General features: G+C 65.6%; 21 protein-coding genes. 15 read left to right on the top strand and 6 right to left on the bottom strand.

Features of this window, described 5'->3' with window-relative positions; translation table 11 throughout:
* The first annotated feature begins 262 nt into the window (after positions 1-262).
* From AB4Y72_RS06245 to AB4Y72_RS06230, 4 genes are all read left to right on the top strand, one after another.
* Positions 263-1,600 (top strand): MFS transporter, encoded by a 1,338-nt coding sequence (locus AB4Y72_RS06245; protein WP_441425282.1) that lies wholly within the window; start codon positions 263-265, stop codon positions 1,598-1,600.
* A gap of 115 nt (positions 1,601-1,715) precedes the next feature.
* Complete coding sequence (locus AB4Y72_RS06240) at positions 1,716-2,570, top strand: transketolase (protein ID WP_441425510.1); 855 nt, start codon at positions 1,716-1,718, stop codon at positions 2,568-2,570.
* On the top strand, positions 2,567-3,586 hold the full coding sequence (locus tag AB4Y72_RS06235) for a transketolase family protein (RefSeq protein ID WP_441425281.1): 1,020 nt from the start codon (positions 2,567-2,569) through the stop codon (positions 3,584-3,586). The genes AB4Y72_RS06240 and AB4Y72_RS06235 overlap by 4 nt, the downstream gene beginning before the upstream one ends.
* 126 nt (positions 3,587-3,712) lie before the next feature.
* A complete protein-coding gene (locus AB4Y72_RS06230; RefSeq protein ID WP_441425280.1) occupies positions 3,713-4,372 on the top strand; it encodes a GntR family transcriptional regulator in 660 nt (219 codons plus the stop codon).
* A gap of 119 nt (positions 4,373-4,491) precedes the next feature.
* On the opposite strand, the gene AB4Y72_RS06225 is transcribed toward AB4Y72_RS06230, so the two are convergent.
* On the bottom strand, positions 4,492-5,343 hold the full coding sequence (locus AB4Y72_RS06225) for a LysR family transcriptional regulator (protein ID WP_441425279.1): 852 nt from the start codon (positions 5,341-5,343) through the stop codon (positions 4,492-4,494).
* Between the two features lie 125 nt (positions 5,344-5,468).
* On the opposite strand from AB4Y72_RS06225, the gene AB4Y72_RS06220 reads away from it, so the two are divergent.
* From AB4Y72_RS06220 to AB4Y72_RS06200, 5 genes are all read left to right on the top strand, one after another.
* Positions 5,469-6,638, top strand: coding sequence for a YbfB/YjiJ family MFS transporter (locus AB4Y72_RS06220; RefSeq protein WP_441425278.1), 1,170 nt, complete (start codon positions 5,469-5,471; stop codon positions 6,636-6,638).
* Positions 6,639-6,807: 169 nt separating this feature from the next.
* Positions 6,808-7,914, top strand: coding sequence for an NAD(P)H-dependent flavin oxidoreductase (locus AB4Y72_RS06215; protein WP_441425277.1), 1,107 nt, complete (start codon positions 6,808-6,810; stop codon positions 7,912-7,914).
* Between the two features lie 106 nt (positions 7,915-8,020).
* Positions 8,021-8,626, top strand: a complete 606-nt coding sequence (locus AB4Y72_RS06210; protein WP_441425276.1) for a helix-turn-helix domain-containing protein — start codon at positions 8,021-8,023, stop codon at positions 8,624-8,626.
* A gap of 269 nt (positions 8,627-8,895) precedes the next feature.
* Positions 8,896-9,792, top strand: a complete 897-nt coding sequence (locus AB4Y72_RS06205; RefSeq protein WP_441425275.1) for a dihydrodipicolinate synthase family protein — start codon at positions 8,896-8,898, stop codon at positions 9,790-9,792.
* Entirely contained in the window at positions 9,770-10,996 is a 1,227-nt protein-coding gene (locus AB4Y72_RS06200; protein WP_441425274.1) for an MFS transporter, read from the top strand. Before AB4Y72_RS06205 ends, AB4Y72_RS06200 begins: the two co-directional genes overlap by 23 nt.
* A gap of 343 nt (positions 10,997-11,339) precedes the next feature.
* Here the strand turns inward: AB4Y72_RS06200 and AB4Y72_RS06195 are convergent, their stop codons facing one another.
* The gene (locus tag AB4Y72_RS06195) at positions 11,340-13,565 is read right to left on the bottom strand and encodes a hypothetical protein (RefSeq protein WP_441425273.1); all 2,226 of its coding nucleotides are present in this window, start codon (positions 13,563-13,565) and stop codon (positions 11,340-11,342) included.
* 259 nt (positions 13,566-13,824) lie between these two features.
* On the opposite strand from AB4Y72_RS06195, the gene AB4Y72_RS06190 reads away from it, so the two are divergent.
* From AB4Y72_RS06190 to AB4Y72_RS06180, 3 genes are all read left to right on the top strand, one after another.
* The gene (locus tag AB4Y72_RS06190) at positions 13,825-13,992 is read left to right on the top strand and encodes a hypothetical protein (RefSeq protein WP_441425272.1); all 168 of its coding nucleotides are present in this window, start codon (positions 13,825-13,827) and stop codon (positions 13,990-13,992) included.
* A gap of 165 nt (positions 13,993-14,157) precedes the next feature.
* Positions 14,158-16,656, top strand: coding sequence for an alkaline phosphatase family protein (locus AB4Y72_RS06185; protein ID WP_441425271.1), 2,499 nt, complete (start codon positions 14,158-14,160; stop codon positions 16,654-16,656).
* A gap of 244 nt (positions 16,657-16,900) precedes the next feature.
* Positions 16,901-17,173, top strand: coding sequence for a hypothetical protein (locus tag AB4Y72_RS06180; RefSeq protein ID WP_441425270.1), 273 nt, complete (start codon positions 16,901-16,903; stop codon positions 17,171-17,173).
* Positions 17,174-17,305: 132 nt separating this feature from the next.
* Here AB4Y72_RS06180 and AB4Y72_RS06175 read toward each other — a convergent pair whose 3' ends face one another.
* The 4 genes from AB4Y72_RS06175 to AB4Y72_RS06160 form a co-directional block, all read right to left on the bottom strand.
* Positions 17,306-17,809, bottom strand: coding sequence for a GNAT family N-acetyltransferase (locus AB4Y72_RS06175; RefSeq protein ID WP_441425269.1), 504 nt, complete (start codon positions 17,807-17,809; stop codon positions 17,306-17,308).
* A gap of 153 nt (positions 17,810-17,962) precedes the next feature.
* Positions 17,963-18,820: a cytochrome b/b6 domain-containing protein gene (locus tag AB4Y72_RS06170; RefSeq protein WP_441425509.1), complete on the bottom strand. Its 858-nt coding sequence runs from the start codon at positions 18,818-18,820 to the stop codon at positions 17,963-17,965.
* Between the two features lie 710 nt (positions 18,821-19,530).
* Positions 19,531-20,517, bottom strand: a complete 987-nt coding sequence (locus AB4Y72_RS06165) for an electron transfer flavoprotein subunit alpha/FixB family protein (protein ID WP_441425268.1) — start codon at positions 20,515-20,517, stop codon at positions 19,531-19,533.
* Between the two features lie 11 nt (positions 20,518-20,528).
* Complete coding sequence (locus AB4Y72_RS06160; RefSeq protein ID WP_441425267.1) at positions 20,529-21,305, bottom strand: electron transfer flavoprotein subunit beta/FixA family protein; 777 nt, start codon at positions 21,303-21,305, stop codon at positions 20,529-20,531.
* A gap of 247 nt (positions 21,306-21,552) precedes the next feature.
* Between AB4Y72_RS06160 and AB4Y72_RS06155 the strand changes: the two genes are divergently transcribed.
* The 3 genes from AB4Y72_RS06155 to AB4Y72_RS06145 all read left to right on the top strand — a co-directional run bounded on the left by AB4Y72_RS06155 (position 21,553) and on the right by AB4Y72_RS06145 (position 23,263).
* Positions 21,553-22,386 carry a sulfurtransferase gene (locus AB4Y72_RS06155; RefSeq protein ID WP_441425266.1) on the top strand — a complete coding sequence of 278 codons (834 nt, stop codon included), beginning with the start codon at positions 21,553-21,555 and terminating at the stop codon, positions 22,384-22,386.
* 58 nt (positions 22,387-22,444) lie between these two features.
* Complete coding sequence (locus AB4Y72_RS06150) at positions 22,445-22,597, top strand: hypothetical protein (protein ID WP_223983509.1); 153 nt, start codon at positions 22,445-22,447, stop codon at positions 22,595-22,597.
* A 222-nt stretch (positions 22,598-22,819) separates the two neighbouring features.
* Positions 22,820-23,263 (top strand): hypothetical protein, encoded by a 444-nt coding sequence (locus AB4Y72_RS06145; RefSeq protein WP_441425508.1) that lies wholly within the window; start codon positions 22,820-22,822, stop codon positions 23,261-23,263.
* Positions 23,264-23,386 lie beyond the last annotated feature (123 nt).

The raw sequence follows: 23,386 nt of genomic DNA, 5'->3' as shown, positions 1-23,386 counted from the left end.
ATGCTCCTTGTTGGAAAACGTGGGGTTTGCGTTGCCGGGCCTACAGGGCGATCCGCCGGTGGCCAGTTGAGCAACGGCGTTGATCGTCTTGATCTGCAGGGTGATGCGAATCACTGTATGCCCGATGATTGTCGACAGTCAACCCTCAACATCGACTGTTGACATCGACCATGACCTGCGTCACTATTGTTCGAGTCAGGTGTGTTAACAGTCGACAGCGTTGGAGCCAGGTGCCCTCGCTCATCGAAAGGGACGAAAACTCATGAGCAACGAAGCTCTCAGCATGCAGGGCCCGGTGCATGGCACGAAGGAGGCCCGGCGCGTCGCGATCGGCTCCAGCGTCGGCGCGGTCATCGAAACGTACGACTTCATTGGATTCGGCACGGCCGCGGCCCTGTACTTCGGCACCGCGTTTTTCCCCACCGGCGATCCGGTGACGGGTACCCTGGCTGCCTTCGCCACCCTCGGCGTCGGCTTCGCGGCCCGCCCGATCGGCGGGATCATCGGCGGCCACCTCGGTGACAAGGTCGGCCGCAAGCCCGTCCTGGTGGCCTCCCTGATCCTGATGGGCGTCGCCACCTTCGTGATCGGCCTGCTTCCCACGTACGGCCAGGTCGGCCTGATGGCTCCTGCTTTGCTGGTGTTCGTCCGGATCGTCCAGGGCCTGGCCTTCGGCGCGGAGTGGGGCGGCGCCATCCTGATGAGCTACGAGCACGCGCCGTGGAAGTCCAAGGGCAAGTACACCGGAATGGTCCAGGCCGGCTTCCCGGTCGGGCTGCTGCTGGCCAACCTGGTGTTCCTCTTCAGCGTCCAGCTCGGCGGCGAACTCGCTTGGCGCATTCCGTTCCTCGCCAGCATCGTGCTGGTCGTCGTCGGCCTGATCATCCGCTCCAAGGTTCCGGAGTCCCCGGTCTTCGACGAGGTCAAGGACAGCGGCGAGCTCGTGAGGTCGCCCATCACGGAGGTCCTCAAGACCGACTGGCGCAACATCGTCAAGGGCATCGGCCTCCGCATCGCCGAGACCGCAGGCTATGCCGTGTCCATCACGTACATGATTTCCTACCTGAACAGCCAGCACCTGGCCGACAAGACCCAGACCCTCGTGGCGCTGTGCATTGCTTCCGCGATCGGCATCTTCGCCACGCAGGCCTGGGCCCGCCTGACTGACAGGATCGGCCGGCGCCCGCTCTACATCTGGTCCTGCGCCTTCGCGGTGGCGTTCGCCGTGCCGATGTTCCTCCTGGTCAACACCGGCCTGTTCATCTTCATCATCGCCACCCTCGTGATCTCCTACGCCGTTTGCCAGAACTCGCTCGCCGGCGCCCAGGGCGCCTGGTTCCCGGAGCTCTTCCAGGCCAAGACCCGCGCCTCCGGCGCCTCGCTGGCCTACCAGATCTCGGCCACGATCTCCGGCTTCACCCCGTTCATCACCACCCTGCTGTTCGTCAGCTTCGGCTGGATAGGCCCGGCATTGCTCTTCGGCACCTACGCCGCCATCGGACTCTGGGCCGCCCTCGCCACCCGGGAAACCTGGGGCAAGCGCGAACGCCAGCTCGCGGACGAGGCCACCAAAAGCACCCCCGCCCACGTGAGCGCATAGGACCGAACCGTCCCGGACGCCGTCGCAGGCCTCCCGCAAACTCATCACGTCACTCTTGAAAGGCAGAATTGTGGTTCTCACACAGGAAAAAGCAACCGAAGGCAAGGCCTTCGACATTGGGGCAGAACGCCTTGAACGGGTCGAGGGGGCCGCGTTCCGGATCCGGCACCACGCCCTGAACATGGGCGAGGTCCAGGGCCAGGGCTATGTCGGCCAGGCCCTCGGCGCGGCGGACATGCTGGCAGTTGTCTATGCGGACCAGCTCCGGTTCCGGGCCGCCGACCCCGAATGGGACGGGCGGGACCGGTTCCTGCTCTCCACCGGGCACTACGCGATCGGCCACTACGCGGCCCTCGCCGAGGCAGGGATCATCCCCGTCACGGAACTGGAGACCTACGGCTCGGACAATTCCCGGCTGCCGATGTCCGGGATGTCCACCTACACGCCCGGCATGGAGATCTCCGGCGGCTCGCTCGGCCACGGCCTCTCCATCGCCGTCGGCGCCGCCCTGGGCCTGCGGTACCAGGATTCGGACGCCCGAGTCTACAACTTCCTCTCCGACGGAGAACTCGATGAGGGTTCCACGTGGGAGGCGGCGATGGGCGCACACCACCACCAGCTCGGCAACCTCACCGCCATGGTCGACATCAACGCCCTGCAGGCCGACGGCAAGACCGACACCGTGCTCCGCACGGAGCCCGTCACCGAAAAGTGGGAGGCGTTCGGCTGGTACACACAGCGCGTGGACGGGAACGACGTCGGCGCCCTGCTGGCCGCGTTCGACAACGCCGCCGCCCAGGCCGCCGCCCTCGGACGACCCTCCGTGATCCTGTGCGACACGAAGGTGGGCCGCGGCGTTCCGCTGCTCGAGGACCGCGAAAAGGCGCACTTCATGCGCATCGAAGAACACGAATGGCAGACCTGCCGCGAACAACTCACCGCCGGCTACGAAGGAAAGGCTTCAGCATGAGCACCACAACCGAGGCCCCCGACACCACCACAGCCGCCAAGCCGAAGCTGAAGACCTCGGCGATGATCGCTTCCTTCGCGGACCCGGGCCAGAAGACCGCATCCGCGCCGTTCGGGCACGCCCTGGTCAAGGCCGCGCAGGAGAACCACAAGATCGTGGGACTGACCGCGGACCTGGGCAAGTACACGGACATGCACATCTTCGCCCAGGCCTTCCCCGAGAGGTTCTTCCAGATGGGCATGGCCGAGCAGTTGCTCTTCGGCGCCGCGGCCGGCCTGGCCGAGACGGGCCTGGTCCCGTTCGCGTCCACGTACTCCGTGTTCGCCGCGCGGCGCGCGTACGACTTCCTGTGCCTGGACGCCGCCGAACCGAACCTCAACGTCAACATCGTCGGCGGCCTTCCCGGACTGACCACCGGCTACGGCCCCAGCCACCAGGCCACTGAGGACATGGCGATCTTCCGCGGCATGCCCAACCTGACCATCGTGGACCCGTGCGACTCCCTCGACATCGAACAAGCCGTCCCCCAGCTGGCGGCCATCGAAGGGCCCACCTACCTGCGCCTGCTGCGCGGCAACGTCCCTACCGTCCTGGACGAGTACGACTACACGTTCGAACTCGGCAAGGCGAAAGTCCTGCGCGGGGGCAATGACGTCGTCTTCATCTCCAGCGGACTTATGACCATGCGTGCGCTTCAGGCGGCCGAGGCGCTGGCCGCGCACAACGTGGACGTCGCCGTCGTCCATGCCCCCACCATCAAGCCGTTCGACGCCGCGACGGTCCTCGCCGAGATCAACACCGACCGCCTCGCCGTCACGCTGGAAAACCACTCTGTGATCGGCGGCCTGTTCGAAACGGTGGCCTCCGCCGTCGTCACCGCCGGAGTGGGCAAGCGCGTGGTTCCCGTGGCGCTGCCGGATCAGTTCCTCGACGCCGGCGCCCTGCCCACCCTGCATGACCGATATGGCCTGGCCGTTGACCGCATCGTGGCAAAGGTCCTGGCCGAACTCAGCTGACCGCCTGCGGTGGCCGGCAATAATTCAGAAAGCACGGCACCGGTCCCCGCCGGAGCCGTGCTTTCTGCCGTATCATCAGACGACTACCAACTGTAAACAGTCGACCTATAACACTGAGGACGGGCCATGGCCGGAACAACAGTCCCGCTGCTGGGATTGCAGAAGCAGAACCTGCGCGAGCAGGCGGTTTCAGCACTGCGCACCGCCATCACCAGTGGAGAACTGGAGCCCGGCCGGCATTTGGTGGAAACTGAGCTTTCCGAAATGCTGCAGATCAGCCGGGGAACGCTGCGTGAGGCTCTCCGCCAGTTGGAACAGGAAGGTCTGCTGTCTGCGGGGCCGCGCGGTCGGCTCTCCGTCCGGCACCTGGACGAAAAAGAGATCCGCGACATTTTCGCTGTGCGGGCGGCCCTCGAATCATTGGCCGCACGCACCCTGTGCGAGCTCCCGGACCGCGAAGCTGCCATCGCGTCCCTGCATCAGACCATTGACGTCATGGAAGCGGCGCAGAACGCGTCCTTGGAAGAGCGGATCGAATCCGACATGGAATTCCACCGCACCCTGTGCCGGCTGACCGGGAATGAAACACTGCTCCACTCCTGGGAATCACTGGAGGGATCCATCCGGATGTCCATCATGTTCGCTGGGCAGGAGAAAGGGGTCAGGAACATGGGCGTAGACCGGCACCGCGAGATCGTCGCGGCCATCGAAACCGGCGACGCCACCCTGGCCCGCAAAACGATCCGCGAGCATATGGACGGCGCCGCAGACAACCTCGTCACCTAGGCCGTCGGCTCCACATCCTCCGAACCATCAGTCGGTTTTGGTCCCCGTTGAGAGCCCCGGTAGTGCCCCGCGTCGGTGTTCTGCGAGACCGCCTCGGGGCTCTGGCCAAGCTCGCCGGGCTACGGGATGAGGGTGAGGCGTGAGGCGTCGAGGATGGATCGCGCGAGGTTGCCAGGTACGTGGTCCGCGACACTGAGCCAAACCTTGATTGGTGGTGCCCCGATTAGAGGGACGAAGACGATGCCTGGGTGAGTCCCTCGGGTGCGTGCGATGTCCGGAACCACTCCAACACCCCGATCTGCGGCTACGGTTTCGAGCCATTCGTCGTAGCTCTGCGTCTCTACGACCTCGGGGGTGGTGCCGGGCCAGAGGTCAGGCGTCGTCGTCCCGTTGAGGATGTTGATCACCAAGGGTCGTTGCGGCACGTCCTCCCACCGTATGGGAGTGCCAGCGGCCAAAGCCGACCGGTGCGAGCACACCAGGACACGGGGTTCTTCAAAGAGCTCGATTGTGCGGGGCTTGTGCAGGAGTTCCTGCGGCACCGGGGATCTCAGCACGGCGGCGTCGACGTCGCCGCGGACGAGGGGCTGCGCCGGTGCGTCGACCCGGGTGAAGGAGACCTCGATGCCGGAGTTCTCCTGCAGATAGCGGGCCATGTCCTGTGCCCACGGGGTGGGCAGCAGCCAGCTGAAGCCAAGGGTGATGGTGGTATTCCCCCGCGCCGCGGCGACGCCCCGGTCGAGGCTGCCCAGCGTTGATCTCGCGTGGTCAAGGAACAGGGATCCAGCTTCGGTGAGCTCGAAGCTCTTTGATGTTCGGCGGATCAGCTGGACCCTCAGGATGGACTCGAGTTGCTTCACTGTCCGTGACAGGGCCGGCTGGGTAATCCGCAGTCTCAGCGCCGCGTATGTAAAGGACTCTTCCTCTGCCACAGCCACGAAGGCCCTGAGGTGCCGCACTTCAACATCCATGCTTCCCAAGCATAGACACTCTCTGTCCGGCATTTTTCCGCACCGACAGCAGCACCTACGGTGGCTGAAGCAGGCGCCACAGACGGGCGCCCCTGCCGGGCAAAGGGAAGGAAGTGTGCGAGGAAGTGAGTGCTGTTGGTGTGCGCCGGATCGGAGGGATGGCTGCTGCCGGCTTCGCAGTGGCAATGGGACTCGGACGGTTCGCGTTCACTCCGACCCTGCCCCTCATGACGGGCCAGGCCGGCCTCTCCGCCGCTGCCGGGGCGCATCTGGCGACCGCAAACTACCTCGGCTACTTGGCTGGTCCCGTCCTGACCCTGATTTTTCCCCGGCTGGTTTCGTCCCGGATCCTCTACCGCTGCAGCCTGGTGCTTATAGTGGCTTCCCTGCTCGGGATGGGTCTCACCACGAACGAGCCCACCTGGCTGGGCCTGCGGTTCCTCGCGGGCGCTGCCAGCGCCCTGCTGTTCGTGATGATTGCCAGTAGCGCCGCGTATCACTGCCGCTCGGCGGCCCGGCACGTCATCGGGTGGGTATACGGGGGAATTGGGGCCGGCATCGCCCTGTCCGGAATCCTGATCCTTGCCCTCGGTCCCGGTGGCAGCTGGCGGCACGCATGGTGGGTCGTGGCACTGGCATCCCTGGCGCTGGCCGTGCCGGCATGGTTCCTGCCCCTTCATCCCGCCATCAAAAGCTCGCCGGCGACCCGGCCCGGGAAGCAAACCGGCGTGCGGTTGCGGGACCGTATCGTCCCGGGCTTCACTCCGCTGGTGGTCAGCTACTTCCTGGAAGGTGTCGGCTACATCATCGCCGGCACGTTCCTCGTCACTGCAGTTGCGGCCAGTTCACCTGGCTGGGTGGGGAACGGCACCTGGATCCTGGTCGGAATCGCGGCCGTCCCGTCCTCGGCACTGTATGCGGCGCTGTCCCACCGGATCTCAGCCCCCACACTGCTTGCTTCGGCAATGGCACTGCAGGCAGTAGGCATGGCCTTACCCGCCGTGCTTCCCGGCGCCCTCCCGGCCCTGGTCGCCGGCGCCTGCTTCGGGGCCACGTTCCAGGGGATCACCACGCTGTCGATGACCATCGGGGCCACCAGTGGAGTACCTCACGCCGTATCGATCCTCACGATCATGTTCAGCATCGGCCAGGTCGCAGGACCCCTCCTTGCCGCGCCCCTGCTCACCAGCGGGCACTCCGCCGCCTTGCTCCTCGGCGCGGTCATCGTCACCTGCGCCGCGGTAACGGCCGTCCTTCTTCGTGTCAGGAAAACCAGCCCCCTGCCACATACATGAGTCAGCTATGTGCGGCACGCATAGTTGATGCTCAAGGAGCATTTTTGTAAACCCCCGCCGTTGCCTAGCATCAATGTCATTGCTACGCCGGGCACGATGTACTAGGGCCCACGGCACCCATCCGGAATTTCCATCAGCGTAAATAGCCAAGGCAAAGGGCAAGGCGCACATGACCGACAACAACCAATCCGCTGAAGACTCACCCGCCACCAGCACGGATACCCTAAAAGCGTCAGGCCTTCTGGCAGGCCTCGGGGCTACTATTCCGCTGGTTGCCGCGCCGATGGCAGGAGGCCCCAGCACCCCGGCTCTTGTCCTGGCAGCCGCCCAGGCAGGAGGGTTGGGTCTGCTCGCGGGCGGATACAAGACTCCCGAACAGCTCGCCGCGCAGATAGCCGAGGTACGGGCCGGGGTAGCCGCTTTCGGGCTCAACCTCTTCGGGGTGAACCTCTTCGCGCCCAACCCGGTGCCGATCGACAAGGACGCCTTCGTTGAATACACCGAAGCGCTCCGCGAACTGGCGGCCACCTACAACCTGTCCCTGGACGAAGTGGATGCCCTGGAAGACGACGACGAGTGGGAGGCCAAGGTAGACATGCTAGTCAACGATCCCGTACCCGTTGTCAGCTTCACCTTCGGGCTCCCCCCAGCCAAAACCGTCCGCAGGCTGCAGAAGGCAGGCTCACTGGTGTTCCAAACAGTGACCAACCCCGACGAGGGGGAACAAGCTTCGGCGATGGGTGTCGATGGACTGGTGGTCCAGTCGTACAAGGCCGGTGGGCACTCCGGCACCCTGGCCCCGGGCACCCCTGTCGAGCAGATACCCCTGGCAGACTTGCTCGACCGAGTCCGATCACGGGTCCACGTGCCGATATGGGCAGCAGGTGGCATCTCAACGCCAGCCGGTGTCCGGGACGCGCTTGCCCACCGCGCCGAGGCTGCCGTCGTCGGAAGCGTGCTGCTGCGCAGCCCCGAAAGTGGCGCCTCTAAACCCTACAAGGCAGCGCTGGCTGACACCCATCGCACCGAAACCGTTGTGACCACGGCGTTCTCCGGCCGTCCCGCGAGGGCCTTGCGCAATGCCTTCGTGGATCGGTTCCACGGTGTCGCCCCAAGTGGCTACCCCGCCGTCCACCACTTGACCAGCCCCATCCGCAAAGCCGCTGCAGCCGCCAACGATCCAGAGAGCATCAATATCTGGGCCGGCACAGGCTACCGCGACGCCGCGGAGGAACCAGTTGCCGATATTCTGCGCCGGCTTGCCGGAGCCAACTAACCAGAAGGCAGCGCGTCGCTCGACGGCTAGCACTCGGGCGCCGATAATCCTCCTCAGTTCGACCCTCGCCAAGTGCAGTGCACTCAAAGTGCAGTATGATGCACTTATGGATAGGGGTACATCTGCCCTCGCGGTAGCAATTGGTGGTCGGGTACGGCGGGAGCGGCAGGCGCGGGGGTGGACGCTTGATCAATTAGCGGAGGCCACGGGTGTGAGCCGCCGCATGCTGGTCAACGTCGAGCAGGGCGCCACGAATCCCAGTGTGGGGACGCTCTTGAGAATCAGTGACGCTCTAGGGATCGGACTGCCCGCGTTGGTTGAACTCCCGCGCCCCAAGCCAGTGACGGTCACCCGCCGCGGTGAAGGCGCCGCCCTGTGGAGTTCGGATGCCGGTGGCCGCGGCGTGCTCGTGGCCGGGACAGGGACGCCCAACGTGGTTGAACTCTGGGACTGGACGATGGTCCCCGGGGACACTCACGGGAGCGAAGCGCATTCACCTGGGACCAAAGAGCTGCTACAGGTCCAGGAAGGATCCATCTCCGTTGTGGTTGCCGGTGAGGCGTTCATCCTCGAGGCCGGCGACGCCGTGTCTTTCCCCGGCGACGTGGCGCACTCGTATAGCTCCGAGGGCACGGAACCGGCCCGTTTCTCCCTCGCGGTCTTTGAACCGGGCGTGGGATCAGGACACCGGCCGGAGGCGAACGATGAGTAATCTGGAAACGCTTCAGGTGTTTCTGAACGGGGCCGGGGCCGATGCCGCAGTGTTCTCACTGCGGCCGGACTACCGCGCCGTCCTTCTGGCCGTCGACGGGCTTGTCCCGGGGCCAAGCGATCAGGCCAGTGACGCGCTGCTCCGGGCGGCGGAGGCCTCAACCCGCGAAGCACTGAGCGCTTGTCCTGTGGAGGATCTGCCGCAAGTGCCTGCGTGGCGCCAGGCTTACACACTGCTTCCATCCGAAATCTAATAAGGGAGTTAGAACCATGTTCACTGGCTTGAGCGCTTTTCCCCTCACCCCGCTGGCACACGATGCGGTAGACGAGGCTTCGTTTATCCGCCTGGTTCAAAGGCTCAGCGAGGCCAAGGTCGACTCCATTACGGCGCTCGGCTCCACTGGTTCCTACGCCTACCTGAGCAGTGATGAACATAGCCGTGTTGCGCACCTTGCCGTAGAGCACGCCGGCGAAACTCCGGTATTTATCGGCATTGGGGCGCTCCGGACGTCACGGGTCCTCGCGAACGCCGAGAACGCCGAACGGGCCGGAGCTTCCGCGCTCCTGCTGGCGCCGATGACCTACCAGGCCCTCACCGAAGATGACGTATTCGAACTCTTCCGGACGGTCACAGCGAACTCCTCGCTACCCGTCATCGTCTATGACAACCCGGGCACCACCCACTTCACCTTCACGACCGAACTCTACGGACGCATCGCGGAACTGCCCGGTGTCGCTTCCATCAAAATCCCCGGCGTTCCGGCCGATCCTGATCAGGCACAAGCCCGGATCCAGGAAATCCGGGAGGTGATCCCGGCTCATGTCACCATCGGTGTTTCCGGCGACGCCAAGGCGACCGCCGGACTGGCCGCCGGATGCGATGCCTGGTACTCCGTCATCGGCGGGACTTTACCCGCCCTCGCGATGCGGATCACCCGGGCCGCCCTGGAAGGGCGGACCTCCGAGGCGTTCGCCGAGTCCGAACGGCTTGCCCCGTTGTGGCAGTTGTTTGCCGAGTTTGGCGGAAGTATCCGTGTTGTTGCGGCATTAGCAGAACAGCTGGGACTGGCATCAAGATCATGCCTGCCTCTTCCCATCCAAGGATTGACCGAGAAGCAGCGTTCCCACGTTGGCAGGATTGTCGATGAGCTCGGGCTCAACCCGTAGCGCCGACCTCGGCGTTCCACAACGGACGGAGCGCCGGGCCGGGGCGCTGGCCCGCTATGTCTTCGCCGCGACCCTCGTCCGCAGCGCCGACGGCGGCGCGGTGGTCGCTATCGTGCTGCTCGCCCACGCCAGCGGGATGCCGGGCTGGCTGGCCGGGCTCCTGGGAGCATCAATCACCGCACCTCACCTGCTTGGACCGTTCATCGCACGACGCCTCGATACAGCCCGTGACGGACGAAGGATCATCGCCTGCTCCGCACTCCTCCACGGCGTGCTGCTCGGTGCTGCTGCACTGCTCCTGCCCGTCGCTTGGGCGATCTGGCCCGCCATGCTGCTCTTTGCCTCGGGAATCTTCGGGCCGATGCTCACCGGCGGGATCAGCAGCCGCCTGCCCTCTATCGCGGGCCCCGGGCAGCGCAGCCAACGCAGAGCCCAAGGCTGGGACGTCGCAAGCTACGGGCTGAGCGGCACCCTCGGCCCCGCAGCAGTGGCATGGATCGCGGCAGCATCCGACGCGCTCACCGCAACACTGGTTCTGGCCGGCGCCGCCGTCATTGGTGCCGGAGCCGTCCTCGCACTGCCCAGGCAAGAGCCACTCGACACGGCCGTTGATGTGCCCTCGCCCGGACGAACACTGCGCCTCATATGGAAAAGTGGTCCGCTTCGCCGCACGCTCGGGCTGACCGTGGCCGTCGCATTCTCTGTCGCCGCTTTGCCGATCTACGCCGTCGCCACAGCTCCTGCGTTCGGCGGCGCCGCAGCCGCCGGAACACTGGTCGCGGCTTACGGGATAGGGAATCTCCTCGGATCAGCAGGGCTCATGCTTCGGCCGCTTCGCCGCGACGCAGACCTTCTCATGAGCTCCCTCGGCGTACTCGTCGCGGCGACACTGATTCTGGTGATGCTCGCCCCGACACTTCCCACCTCCCTTATTGCCTTCAGCCTGGCAGGGATTGCCAACGCACTCTTCTTCGCGGCAACGCTCGCCGCGCGCAGCGAATACGCACCCATCGAGGCTCGCGGCCAAATCTTCATCTGGGTAGGCGCTCTCAAAATCGCAGCGGGATCAGCCGGGACAGCTGTCGCGGGCGCAACCATCGCACAAACGGTCTGGGCACCGCTCCTGCTAGCGACAACCCTCACAGCAGCCGCTGCAACGTCCAGCATCATCGACCGATCCCGTCCACATTGGACCAAACACTAGCCCGCCCGGGTCAACAACGCCTCACCCGGCAAACCCCACCGCGGATCGGGGCGCTGCCAAAACCATGCCAAATGCTTGGCGATCCCATGAAGATTCCGCTGTGGCACTATGTCAACGGGGGCGGCATATGGTTCGCCATTGCACTGATTAATGCCGGACTGGCCGAGCAGAAAAGCCGGAGCAGGATCGCCTGATTTCTGATTTCGATGTTCTTCGGGCCGATCGCGACGTTCCTGATCGTGGTCCTTCCGCCGCCGCTGGCGGCCGAGATCCGCAGGGGGCGTGGTTCGTCGGGGTGATGGGAGGCGGTGAGCTCCCTTGCTGCCGGCCGGATCCCATGTCTCTATCGGAGGTGGACCTGGACGCCGGACCTGTAGCTGTAGTCGATGTACCCGCCCTGGTATGTCTGCCGGACGCCGCCGCTGATCGCATATTCGTCCGACGTCGGGTAGCCCAGGCGCCCGTTCTCGTAGCCGAACCGGCGCCAGGCTGTACGGATGCCGCCGGTGGAGATGTGGGCGCCGGTGGCCGGGGACCAGTAGATGGCCCCGCCCTGGTACGTCTGGTAGACGCCGCCGTCCCGGAGGTTGTAATTCTCATCGGAGGTCGGGTAGCCCATTTTGCCGTGTTCGTAGCCGAACCGTCCCCACGCTGCGCGGATGCCGCCAGTGGAGATGTGGGCGCCGGTCGTGGGGGACCAGTAGATCGCGCCGCCCTGATAGCTCTGGTAGACGCCGCCGTTGACGAGGCCGGTGATTTCTTCGGAGGTCGGGTAGCCCATCGCGCCGTTCTGGGCGCCGAACTTCAGCCACACGCTGCGGATACCTCCGGTGGAGATGTGCGCCCCGGTGGAAGGTGACCAGTAGGCGGTCCCGCCCTGGTACGTCTGGTAGACGCCGCCGTTGCGGAGGCCGCTGATCTCATCGGAGGTGGGGTAACCGAGGCGGCCCCTCTCCGAGCGGGTGCTGATCCACAGGTCGCGGATGGCGCCGGGGGTGGAGAGGTGCGCGTCCGTGGCAGGTGACCAGTAGATGGTGGCCCCCTGGAACTGCTGGGAGCTGCCGCCGTTGACGAGGCCGTCAACCTGTTCGGCCAGCGGGTAACCGGCGCGGCCGCCCGTGCCTCCGAGCTGGTTCCACCGGGTACGGATGAAGGTTCGCACCGCGTGGGCTCCGGTTGCCGGGGACCAGTACCCTGCGCCGTCGGAATACAGCCGTGAGCAGCCGCCGTCGGCCGCGCACGTCACCGGTCCGGAAGGTGTCCCTATCGAGGCGTTCGCCGGCGCGTTCTGCATGACTGCAAACGCGGTGTTTAGGTCGGTGAGTGCGCCGAGGCCGTTCGGGGTTCCAAGCCCGGTCGGCCCGTCGTAGCCGCCTGCACCGGAGCACAGGTATACAGGTGCGCAGCCGCCGGTGGAGCCGCTGGTCACGTCATTGAGCGCCGACGGCACGGCGTAGGCGTAGCTGGCAGGGTCTGTCCCTGCGGTCGCTTTACCGGCGAGGGCGGAGAGGCCGGCTATGAACGGGGCGGCCGCGCTCGTGCCGCCCATCACGAGCCAGCCCTTGTAGCCGCCGCTGTCTGGCGTGCTGTCATACACGGCCAGGCCCGTTTGCGGGTCGGCGACCGTGGACACGTCGGCCACAGCCCGGTTCGTGCAACCAGTGTCGGTCTGCCAGGCCGGTTTCGCGGCGTACGCGGAACAGCCGCTGCCGGTTCCGGACGTGCTGCCGGGGGCGCCCCACGCTGACTCGGTCCAGGCGCGGCCCGCACCTGTGCCGGTGCCCGGGCCAGTGTAGGTGAGGCTCGTTCCGCCGACGGCAGTGACCGCAGGCACAGACGCCGGGTACTGCACGCGGTAGCCGCTGTCGCCGGCGGCGACGGTGATGGTCACTCCGGGGTGGGTGTAGTAGGAGTCGAAACTATCCAGTCCGGACACTTCGTCACCGCCGTAGCTGTTGTTGACAGCCACGGCTCCCAAAGTGACAGCGGTGTTCACGGACGGACCAAGGTCATCGGAGTAGTCGGAGTTCGCTTCGACCACCAGGATGTGGCAGCCCGGGCAGGCCGCCGACACCATGTCGACGTCCAGGGACGCTTCCTGGGCCCATCCGGCGTTGACCGCCGGCAGCTGGGATGCCGCACCGGTCTGGTTGACCTTCTTGAAGCAGCCGTTTGCAGTCGTGCATGCAGGCAGTCCGAATTTGGCCCGGTAGGTGCCCAGGTCAGCTTCAAGCGTCGGGGCGTCGTACGCGACGACGACAGCCACCGTGCGCGGCGCGGTCATGGACAGAGCCGGCACGTTGTAGGCGGCGCGAAGATCGGCCGGGCCGTAACCGAAGGGCAGCGATTCCGTGGTCAATTTCTGGGCACGGATGTTCCGGTTCAGGATCGCGGTGCAGGCCATCTGTCGCGGGTGGCTGGCGGAACAGACGTCGTGGAGCGTGCCCCCGGTCACGGCCGGGCCGGCGGCGGACGAGGCCGGTGCCGACACCAGGCCGAAGGCGAGGACACCAAGTACGGCAGTCGCGGCCTGCAGCTTCTTGAGCAGGCTTAGTGCAGGTGACTTCACGCGATGATCCCCCCGGGAACCGTCATCGTTCCGCCCAGCACGGAACAGGCCGAGACCCCGTTCCCGGTGATGGCCTCGGCAACAGGGTACTCGGGAGCAACCGTCTTCGCGAGGCGGCCGCGTTGCCTCGTGGGCAACCTCCGCCCAGCCGTTTACATTGCCTCATTTGAGAACCGCGTAGCGGCTGGCGGGGGTGCAGCCGCCGCTTATTCGGAGAGGTGCCGCTATGGCTGGCACTTCTTCGAAGATGGAGGCGACATTGGGTCGCAGATTCGTGCGCAGCGCACAGGTGGCGCTACGCCAGGGAACTGGCGACAAGCTCGCTGACATCCACTACTACGCCATCGATCTGGAGGCTTCCGGAACTCCCGAAGAAGTCCAGGTAGGCCGCAATCTCATGTTGATCCTCAGAGGCAAGAACAAGTAGCACGCCAAGGTGGAAGGCGACTTCACCGCGTGAACGGACCAGCAGAGCGCTAAATTCGCGGCCGGAACCTGACGCCCGGTCTGCCCTGTCGGCGGCGTTACCCATTCACCCTTTAGTCACCTTACTTAGCATCCAGGTTCACGGAGCGGGTTTAGCGTCAGGGGCGTGAAAACCAAAGATAAAGTAACTGTGCGCCGAGCCGTGGTTGCGACCGCGGCTCTTGCCCTCGTTGGCGGCGGGGCCGCTGCCGCCGTCGGGATCGTGGCCGGCCCGAAAGCGGACGGCACCGCCATCACTCCGATCGGCCAGAGAGTGACCCCTGCCGGGGAACAGACCACGTTGGGGGACCTGCCACTGAACTCCGCGCTGTCTCCGGACGGCAAGCGCCTGCTCGTCACCAATAATGGCCAAGGAACGCAGTCGCTGCAGCTGGTTGATCCGGCTGATCACGAGGTGGGCCAAACCATCGCCTATAAGTCCCCCGAGTCCCTCTACATGGGTCTGGCCTGGAGCCCCGACGGCACCAAGGCGTACGCCAGCGCGGCAGCCAATGCCAAGATCCGCACCTATTCTCTGGAGGGCGGAAAACTCACCGAGGGCAAGTCCTTCCAGCTTCCGACCAAGACGCCGGAGGGGAAAGCGCTCAACCTCTACCCCGCAGGGCTGGCAATCACGCCCGACGGACGCAAGCTCGTGGTCGCCGACCAGCTCGGCGATGCGGTGTCCGTCATCGACACCGCCACCGGGGCCGTCACCACCACCCCGGCAGGCCACCGCCCGCTCTCGGTCACGCTCTCCACGGACGGGAGGACCGCCTATGTCACCAACCAGGGCGCTTCCGACGTCTCCGTCGTCGATGTAGCCGGAACGGCACCTACGGTGATCAAAACCCTTCCGGTCGGACTGCACCCGAACAAGTCCGTTCTCTCCGGCGACAGCAGCACGTTGTACGTGGCCAACGGGGATGCTGACACGGTCTCAGCCGTCAACGTCCGCACGGGAAGCACGAAGACGATCAGCGTCGCCCCCTATCGGGGCGCGCCGGTAGGCTCGAATCCCGCCGGCGTGGCCCTGGACGAGAAGGGGAACCGGCTGTTTGTCGCCAACTCCGGCAACAACGACGTCGCGGTTATCGACACGGCGACCGGCGCCGTCAAGGGCCTGATCCCCACCGCCTGGTATCCCTCGTCTGTCACGTACTCGAACGGCAAGCTGAATGTGACCAACGCCAAGGGCTTGGGGGCGGGCCCGAACGATGGACCGGGCCACCCGGACCCGGAATCCACCGCAAAGACCGCCGAGGACCAGTATTCCGGTTCCATGATCAAGGGCACGCTGAGCAGCTTCGACGCCGTCACGGGCGGTCAGCTGCAGAAGGCCACCGAGGAAGTCAAGAACAACAATCGGCCCGAGAACGCCCAGGGTGCGGTCCTGCCGCGGCAGCCCGGGGGAGCGACCCCGATCAAGCACGTGATCTACGTGGTCAAGGAAAACCGCACCTACGACCAGGTACTGGGCAGCCTCGGCAAAGGCAACGGCGACCCGTCGCTGAACCTCTTCGGTGACGATACCGCTCCGAACACTCGGGAACTGGCCCGCCGCTTCACCACGATCGACAACTTCTACGCCGACGCCGAAGTGAGCGCAAACGGCTGGAACTGGGTCACGCAGGTCAACTCGAACCCGTACGCCGAGCAGATGTGGCCCGCGAACTACTCCGGCCGCAAGGCACCGTACCCCAGCGAAAGCAACGATCCGGAAAATGCCGCGCAGAAACCGGACAACAGCTACGTCTGGCAGCGTCTGGCCAAGGCAGGAGTCAGTTACCGCAACTACGGCTTCTTCACGACCAACACCGCGGCAGGATCCATGGCTGCGGACCCGGTCCTTGACGCCCAGACCGACCACAACTTCCTTGGGTGGGACCTGAACTGCCCCGACGCTCCTGACACCTTCACCCCACAGGCGAGCAACTGCGGGGCCCCCCGTGTCGACGAGTGGGCCAAGGACTTCCAGAAGAACGTTGCGGCCGGCAAGGTTCCCGCGGTCCAGTTTCTCCGCCTGCCCAACGACCACACTCAAGCCACCAAGCCGGGCGCCCCGACGCCCCAGGCCTATGTCGCAGACAATGACTACGCCCTCGGGAAGCTTGTGGACACCGTCTCGCACTCGCCGGCCTGGAAGGACACCGCCATCTTTGTCACCGAAGATGATGCCCAGAACGGCGCTGACCACGTCGACGCGCACCGCACCCTCGGCCTGGTCATCAGCCCCTACACGCAGACCGGCAAAGTGGACTCGACGTTCTACAGCACCGCGTCCATGGTGCGCACCATCGGCCTGATTGCCGGCATCCAGCCGCTGACACAGTTCGACGCGTACGCGACACCGATGAGCGCTTCATTCACGGCCAAACCCAACAACGCCGCCTACACGGCGATCAGGCCCGGCTATGACATGAAAGCCATCAATGGTGCGACTGCTCCGATGGCCCGGCAGTCCGCCGAACAGGACACCACCAAGGAAGACCAGATCAACGAGCGGGAATTCAACGAATCGGTCTGGAAATCCGTCAGGGGAAACGATTCGGCCGTGCCCGCTGCCCAGCACAACGTGATCGGCAGCGCCTCGACCGGAAGCGATCCCGACGGGGACGGTAAGTAGCCACACCCGCCCCGAAAGTGCAGAGGCCGGCCGTATCCAGCGGCCAGCCTCTGCCGCGCTCGGAGCCAGTGAGTCAGCTACCAACGCTGAATACTCAAAGGCCGCAAGGAGGGATCCGGGGCGCCTTTTCCGGCCGCCTATCGAAGATGAGGTGGCCGTGGTACTTTCTGCTTGGATGAGGAGTTCCTCATGCGATTGCCTTTCCAATCCGGCTCCTGATCCCGCTTTCGAAAGCGAGGAAAAGATGGCAACCCTAGTGATCTTCCATGAGGTCGACGACGTCGACCACTGGCTCAGTTCGCCGCGGCGCCAGGAACTCTTCGGACCGCTTGGCATGACTGTTCGAACCTTTGTCGACCCGGGGAAAACCAACCGCGTCGGCCTGATCGTCGAGGTCCCGGACCTGGCCACGTTCCAGCAAATGATGGAGTCCGAGGCCGCCGCAGAGGCCATGAAGTTCGACGGCGTGCGCCCGGACACGATCCTGATGCTGGTCGAACCCGAGCCCAGCACCTGACCCGGGACGCAGTGCCGGAGGGGCCAGACGTTGAACGCAATTGCCCAATAGTAGCGTCGGAACTTACCAAACACTCCGCGAATCGTGTCGACGCCGTCCCCTCCGGCGGAGGGGACGGCGCTCTCCTGCGAGTCAGTCGTAGTCGGCGTCGGTCATATCGTCCGCGACGCGGCGGAAGTCCCTGGACAGGTAAAGTGCCATTGCCGCTGAGTTGTTGGCGTCAACGGTGACCTTCACCGTGGTGCGGCCCGAGGTGTGCAGAACCCCCATGCAGTGTAGGAGGAGCTCTTCGGCAAGGCCTTGGCGGCGGTGGTCCGGGTGTGTAAAAAGTTCATCGATGACTGCTTCACCGTCGAGTTCGGTGACGATGATCGCGGCCGTGATCTGACCGTCAGGTCCGGAAGTCACGAGGGATGCTGCGTCGGCCGCGGCGGTGCGGCCGCCGCCCTCAGCCATGGAGGTTCCGATCCAGCCGGAATCGCCACCCCGCTGTAGTCCGGCGCCACTGGCGTAGACCTGCCGCCACAGACTGGCGAGTTCGGGAAGATCGTCGGGTCCGAGGGGCCGGACAGGGACGCGTGCCGGCGTGGCCTTCTGCGGTCCGGTTACGGCGACCAAGGTGATCGAGGCGTTCATGACGGCGCTGCCTTCCCCGGTGCGCGGACGGCACCGTGTGAAACACAGTGTGCGGCATTGTGCCTGTGCGCGGAAGACGCATTTCCATCACATCGACCATTGCACGCGCCGGCCCCTCGGGGCGTCCTTCGCCGACCGCGCAGACGGTGATGCCTAGCGGCTGCTCACCTGACCGAACAGCTTCGCGATCGGTGCCAGCACGAGCGGCCGGGCGGCGTACCACCCGGCCGCCGTGATGGCGATGGCGGCCGCGAAGAGCCAGAAGCCGACCCAGTTCACCGCGTCGGTACCGCCGAACATGTGGTTCAGGTTGCGCAGCGCACCGGTCGCGAAGACCAGGAACACGTGAATGAGAATGAACAGCACGAAAAACAGCATCGTCGGAAAGTGAATCGCGCGCGCAGCCTCCACCGGGTAGATCCTGTTCAGCGTTTTCGCGTTCTTCGGCCAGAACTCGCTCATGCGCACGCCCGTGATCGCCGCGAGCGGGGCCGCGATGAACACCACGAGGAAGTACATGAGCTGCTGCAGGCTGTTGTAGTTCACCCAGCCGTTCTCCACGGGCCAGTCGAGTGTCATGTACTGCAGGAGCGCGGAGAGCGCGTTCGGGAACACCTCCCAGCTGGTCGGCACGATCCGCATCCAGTGGCCCGAGGCAAACAGCAGCACCACAAAGATGAGGCCGTTGGCCAGCCACAAAATGTCGAGCGACTGATGCAGCCACAGGTTGATGCTGATCTTCTTGCCACCGCTCTTGGGCGTCCAGAACGCCGGCGGCTTCTGCTGGGTGCGCACCTGGTACCCGGAACGGATGATGAGCGCCATCAGGAAGAAGTTCAGGAAGTGCGCCCACTGCGCCCACCAGGGGAAGCCAGGCTCGGCCGCCTCGGGCAGGTCATACGCACCGGGGTACTTCTCGAGGAACTCCGGCACGCCCGGCAGCGTGGTCACTCCCCGCGCGGCGAGCACAAGAATGGCGGCCACGGCCACGGCGCCGACGGCGAGGAGCACCAAGCGCTTGATCCACTGGCCCAGGCTGCGTGATCCGAAGAGCCTCGCCTCGGGCTTGGGCGTCACGGGCCTTTCGGCGGCGACGGGCTTTTCGGCGGCGACGGGCTGTGCTCCCGATGTGGGGGCCGGGGTCGCCGGAACCGCGGGTGCACCCGCGGTCCCCTGCGGCTCCGCCTCGGAAACCGACGCCGCCACGCTGGGTGCCGGGGCTGGGGCAACGGGTTCGGGAGCTGCCTGCGCCGCAGGGGTGGCAGTGACCGACGGAGCTAGTCCGGCCGGCGGCCAGGGTTCGCCACCGGGGACACGGGGAAGCCCGCGGCGAAGCGACGTGGTTCCCGTCGTCAGTTTGGCGGGTGCGGTGGCCGGAGCAGCTGCAGGCGACACCGCTGCCGGCACAGCTTGCCCAGCAGTAGCTGCGGCGGCATGTGCGGCCGGCGCGGGCATGGCGCCTGTGGCCGGAGCCCCGGGCAGGGGCGCCGCCGATGCCGAAACCTCGCCCGCCGGCGGCCAGGGCTCGCCCCCGGGTACGCGCGGCAGGCCGCGGCGAAACTGCCGCGCTCCCGCGGCCGCTGCGCTCACGGAATCCGACGCCGGCGGGGCTGCCGCTCCTGCCGGGACAACGCGAGCGGGCGCCTCGCCCGCTGGAGGCCAGGGTTCACCACCTTCGACGCGCGGCAGGCCCCGCCGAATAGACGCAGACAGAGGCGCCATCACGACTTCTTCCGAGCCTCAAGGGCGCTAATCAGCTGCGGCACCACCTCGAAGAGGTCTCCGACCACTCCGAAGTCGGCGATCTCGAAGATCGGCGCGTCTGAATCTTTGTTAATGGCGACGATCGTCTTCGCGGTCTGCATGCCGGCCCGGTGCTGAATCGCGCCGGAAATGCCGAGGGCGATGTACAACTGTGATGACACGGAAACCCCGGTCTGGCCGACCTGGTGCGCCGACGGCACGAAGCCTGCATCCACCGCGGCACGCGAAGCACCAACGGCAGCGCCGAGTGTATCGGCGAGCTGTCCAACGAGGGCGAACTGTTCCTCCGACCCGAGTCCGCGACCACCCGCGACAACCTTCGCGGCACCACGCAGCTCCGGCCGCGAGGTTGCGGCAACGGCCTCCTCGAACGAATCGATCCGCGCAGCAGGCTTCTCGGAGCGCGTCACTGCCAAGCTCTCCGACGCTTGCGGCTGTGCCGTAGCGCGCGCTTCGATGGAGCCCTGGCGAACCGTAATTACCGGCGCCCCAAACGTGGACGTTGACGTCACGGTGTAGGCGCCGCCGTAGACGGAGTGGTGTGCCACGACGCCCTCGTCATCACGCGAAACACCGATCGCATCGGCAGAAATCGCTGCACGCGTCCGGGCAGCGTACCGGCCGGCCAGGTCTCTCCCGTTCAGGGAATGCGATATCAGGATCGCGTCTGGCTGCACCTGTTCCGCAGCGGCGGCAAGCGCGTCAACGCTCGGCACTCCGAGCGCTGAAGGATCCGGAGTCTCCGCGATCAGCACGCGCGCGGCGCCCAGCTCCGAGGCCTCCGCGGCGGCGGCGCTCCCGGCGCCGGGTGAGGCGAGCACCAAGGCAACGGGCGTGCCAGCGGCGGCAGCGGCACCAAAAAGTCCGGCCGCAGCCTGTTCGAGTGCGCCGGAAGCCTGCGTTTCCACGACGACGAGGATTGCGTCACGAGGGAATTCAGTCATGTCGTTATTCCTTACGCCAGTCGGTTTTCGATAAGGAAATCAGCGAGCTTCTGGCCGGCATCACCCTCGTCAATGATCTTTATGCCCGCCGCGCGCGGGGGTTTCTCTGCCACGGCCAGCATGATCGAACGGGCCGCATCCGGGTTGTCGGCCGTGATCCCCAGGTCTGCGAGGGTAAGTATCTCGACGGGCTTCTTCTTCGCGGCCATGATTCCTTTGAAGTTCGGGAAGCGCGGCCCGGGAAGCGCCTCGGTAATCGAAATCACGGCGGGCAGGTTCGCTGATACCTGCTGTACGCCGGAGTCAACGCCCCTGGCGCCGGACACCGCGCCGTCGCTGAGTTCCACGGAGCTGAGGCCGGTGACATGCGGCACGTCCAGCAATTCTGCAAGCATCGCGGGAATCATGCCGCCGGATCCATCGGTGGAGACGTTGCCAGTGATCACAAGGTCAAACTCGACGCGACGGAGCGCTGCTGCGAGGGTTTCCGCGGTAAGTCCAAGATCCGCACCCCGGAGCCCCTCGTCAGAGATGTGGATGGCGCTCCCCGCGCCCATCGCAAGCCCCTTGCGGATCGTTGCTGTCGCCGCCTCGGGAGCGAGGGTGAGAATGGCGACCTCAGTGCCCTCGTTAGCGTCGGCGTAGGTTAGGGCCAGCTCCAGGGCCCGCTCACCGATCTCATCAATGACTGCCTCGCTGGCCTCTCGATCCGCGAGGCCCGTTTCAAGGTTCAGTTTTCGGTCCCCGTACGTGTCGGGGACCTCCTTTACTAGGACGATAATCTTCATCGATGGCTCTTCCTGTGGCGGACTCGTCTCTAGAGGGAGACATGTCGGATCTCCATCGAGTCTACGAAAGTGCGGCCCTTCCTGCCTGACAGGGCCCGTGTCGTGCAGTGAAGCGCCTAGCTTTTCATCCCGGCGCGCCCTTCTTTGCCGCTACCCGTACCGGATCGCCCGGAGGCGGAGTAATGTGCGGATTCTCAGGGGAGAGCGGGTCCATCCCGATTCCCGTCGCGCTTTAGGAGGACCGGAAATGCCCGATACAGGCGATGCCAAGGGCGGCGTCCTCGTAGATGCGCCTTGGCTCGCGGAACACCTGCACGATCCCGGGCTTCGCCTGATCGAGATCGATGTGAACGCGGCGGCCTATGGCAGCGGACACATCGAGGGTGCTGTGTTGTGGAACGTCTACCGGGATCTAAAGGACGGCAACTACCAGCTCGTTGACAAGACCGCCATCCAAAAGCTCATCGCCGGTTCCGGGATCGCTCCGGACTCAACGGTGGTCTTCTACGGGTATGGACCGGCCATGGGCTTCTGGCTCATGAAGCTCTACGGCCACGCCGACGTCCGCATGCTCGACTGCTCGCGAGACACATGGAAAGAGGCCGGACTTCCGTGGACCACGGAGGTGCCCGCGCCGGCCACGACCGAATACCGTCTGCCCGATCCAGATGAACGGCTCCGCGCCGACCAGACGCGGGTGCGGACAGCGATTGATGATCCGTCGGTCATGATTCTGGATGTGCGCAGTGAACTTGAATTCCGGGGCGAACGGTTCTGGCCATCGGGTGGCCTGGAACCCGGGGGTCGCGCCGGCCACATCCCCTCGGCCGTTCACCTACCGATCGACGGCTTGCGCGACGACGGCGGGGCGTTCCGAAACGTCGAAGCAGTGCGGGAGATTTTTGCGCCGCTAGACCGGGCCGGCGCGGGAGAGGTGATCCCGTACTGCACCATCGGAATCCGGGCCTGTACAACGTGGTTCGCGCTCACCTATCTGCTCCGCCGTGATGACGTCCGCGTCTACGAAGGCTCTTGGGCCGAATGGGGGCGGATGCCCGAGTCGCCGGTGGAAACCTCCTGATCCGGGCACGGGAATGGCGTTCGCCGCGTGCCAAGTCCCGGTGCCGTAGGATGCGGGGATGGGATTGATAATTGCGCTTCTTGTCATTTGGCTCGTTCTTTCTATCGTCGGCTTTGCCGTGAAGGGTCTGCTCTGGCTGGCACTTATTGCACTGGTCCTCTTTGTCGCCACGGGCGTTTGGGGCTGGGTGAAGCGGAAGGCCAGGGCCTGATTCTTCGCTTCGTAGTTGACGGCGGCGGTCTGTACCAGAGGTACAGGCCGCCGCTTTCTGTTTGCCGGCTGCGCGGAGGGGTGAGGGCTGCGGCCCGGTGGGGGCCGGCCCGCTGGCCGGGCTAGACTCGCAGGCTGGGGAAAGAACACCAAGGCCGCCGGCAGCCCGGACCGGGCAGGCGGCACAATCTCAACCGAAAAGTGATTCTGCAACGTGACTTCGATGAATATTGCCCGTCCTCTCGCCGCAACTGCACTCCTCGCCGCCCTGGCACTCAGCGGCTGCTCGGCACCTCAGGCCGCCAGCATGGCCTCCTCCGCGGCCCCCGCGTCGCCGTCCAGCACACCCAGCCCCAGCGCGAAGTCAGGACCGTTCGGCGGGTTTGCCAGCGCCGCTGAGGCCTGCGCCAAAATCTCGGAGCAGGCCACCGGCGCCACGCTCCTTCCGCTTGCGGCCGCCCAGGGCAAGTCGGCGCAACTGGAAGAGCGCAAGGCGGAACTGGCCGCGACGGCTGAGCGAGTCCCGGATAGCCTCAAGGCCGATTTCGCCAAGCTCAAGGAGGTGGCAGTGGCCGGCGTCACCGACCAGACGGTGTTCTCCAGCGGCAAGCTCCAGGCCGCGATGGCCCCGGTCACGAAATGGATCACCACCAACTGCAGCAAGTAGGTCCACCGGGCCGCCGGGACTGATCCGCGCGGGTGTTCCGGCGCTGCCGTTGGGCCGCCGGAACACCCGCGATCCTGCGGCAGGACCGTCATCGGCCGGTCCCGCCGCTCAGGGCAGGCGGCC

Source organism: Arthrobacter sp. YAF34, assembly GCF_052113245.1.
In the GTDB taxonomy this organism is placed as follows: Bacteria; Actinomycetota; Actinomycetes; order Actinomycetales; family Micrococcaceae; genus Arthrobacter.
The sequence above is the reverse complement of the archived record's forward strand: the minus strand, read 5'-3'. Positions and strand labels throughout refer to the sequence as shown.

Bases quoted from the DNA above. Each gene is read 5' to 3' on its own strand.
- AB4Y72_RS06205 (WP_441425275.1), top strand. From the start codon at position 8,896: ATGTTCACTGGCTTGAGCGCTTTTCCCCTCACCCCGCTGGCACACGAT.
- AB4Y72_RS06165 (WP_441425268.1), bottom strand. From the start codon at position 20,517: ATGACTGAATTCCCTCGTGACGCAATCCTCGTCGTCGTGGAAACGCAG.
- AB4Y72_RS06225 (WP_441425279.1), bottom strand. From the start codon at position 5,343: ATGGATGTTGAAGTGCGGCACCTCAGGGCCTTCGTGGCTGTGGCAGAG.
- AB4Y72_RS06235 (WP_441425281.1), top strand. From the start codon at position 2,567: ATGAGCACCACAACCGAGGCCCCCGACACCACCACAGCCGCCAAGCCG.
- AB4Y72_RS06200 (WP_441425274.1), top strand. From the start codon at position 9,770: ATGAGCTCGGGCTCAACCCGTAGCGCCGACCTCGGCGTTCCACAACGG.
- AB4Y72_RS06150 (WP_223983509.1), top strand. From the start codon at position 22,445: ATGGGATTGATAATTGCGCTTCTTGTCATTTGGCTCGTTCTTTCTATC.
- AB4Y72_RS06230 (WP_441425280.1), top strand. From the start codon at position 3,713: ATGGCCGGAACAACAGTCCCGCTGCTGGGATTGCAGAAGCAGAACCTG.
- AB4Y72_RS06145 (WP_441425508.1), top strand. From the start codon at position 22,820: ATGAATATTGCCCGTCCTCTCGCCGCAACTGCACTCCTCGCCGCCCTG.
- AB4Y72_RS06210 (WP_441425276.1), top strand. From the start codon at position 8,021: ATGGATAGGGGTACATCTGCCCTCGCGGTAGCAATTGGTGGTCGGGTA.
- AB4Y72_RS06175 (WP_441425269.1), bottom strand. From the start codon at position 17,809: ATGAACGCCTCGATCACCTTGGTCGCCGTAACCGGACCGCAGAAGGCC.
- AB4Y72_RS06245 (WP_441425282.1), top strand. From the start codon at position 263: ATGAGCAACGAAGCTCTCAGCATGCAGGGCCCGGTGCATGGCACGAAG.
- AB4Y72_RS06215 (WP_441425277.1), top strand. From the start codon at position 6,808: ATGACCGACAACAACCAATCCGCTGAAGACTCACCCGCCACCAGCACG.
- AB4Y72_RS06160 (WP_441425267.1), bottom strand. From the start codon at position 21,305: ATGAAGATTATCGTCCTAGTAAAGGAGGTCCCCGACACGTACGGGGAC.
- AB4Y72_RS06180 (WP_441425270.1), top strand. From the start codon at position 16,901: ATGGCAACCCTAGTGATCTTCCATGAGGTCGACGACGTCGACCACTGG.
- AB4Y72_RS06155 (WP_441425266.1), top strand. From the start codon at position 21,553: ATGCCCGATACAGGCGATGCCAAGGGCGGCGTCCTCGTAGATGCGCCT.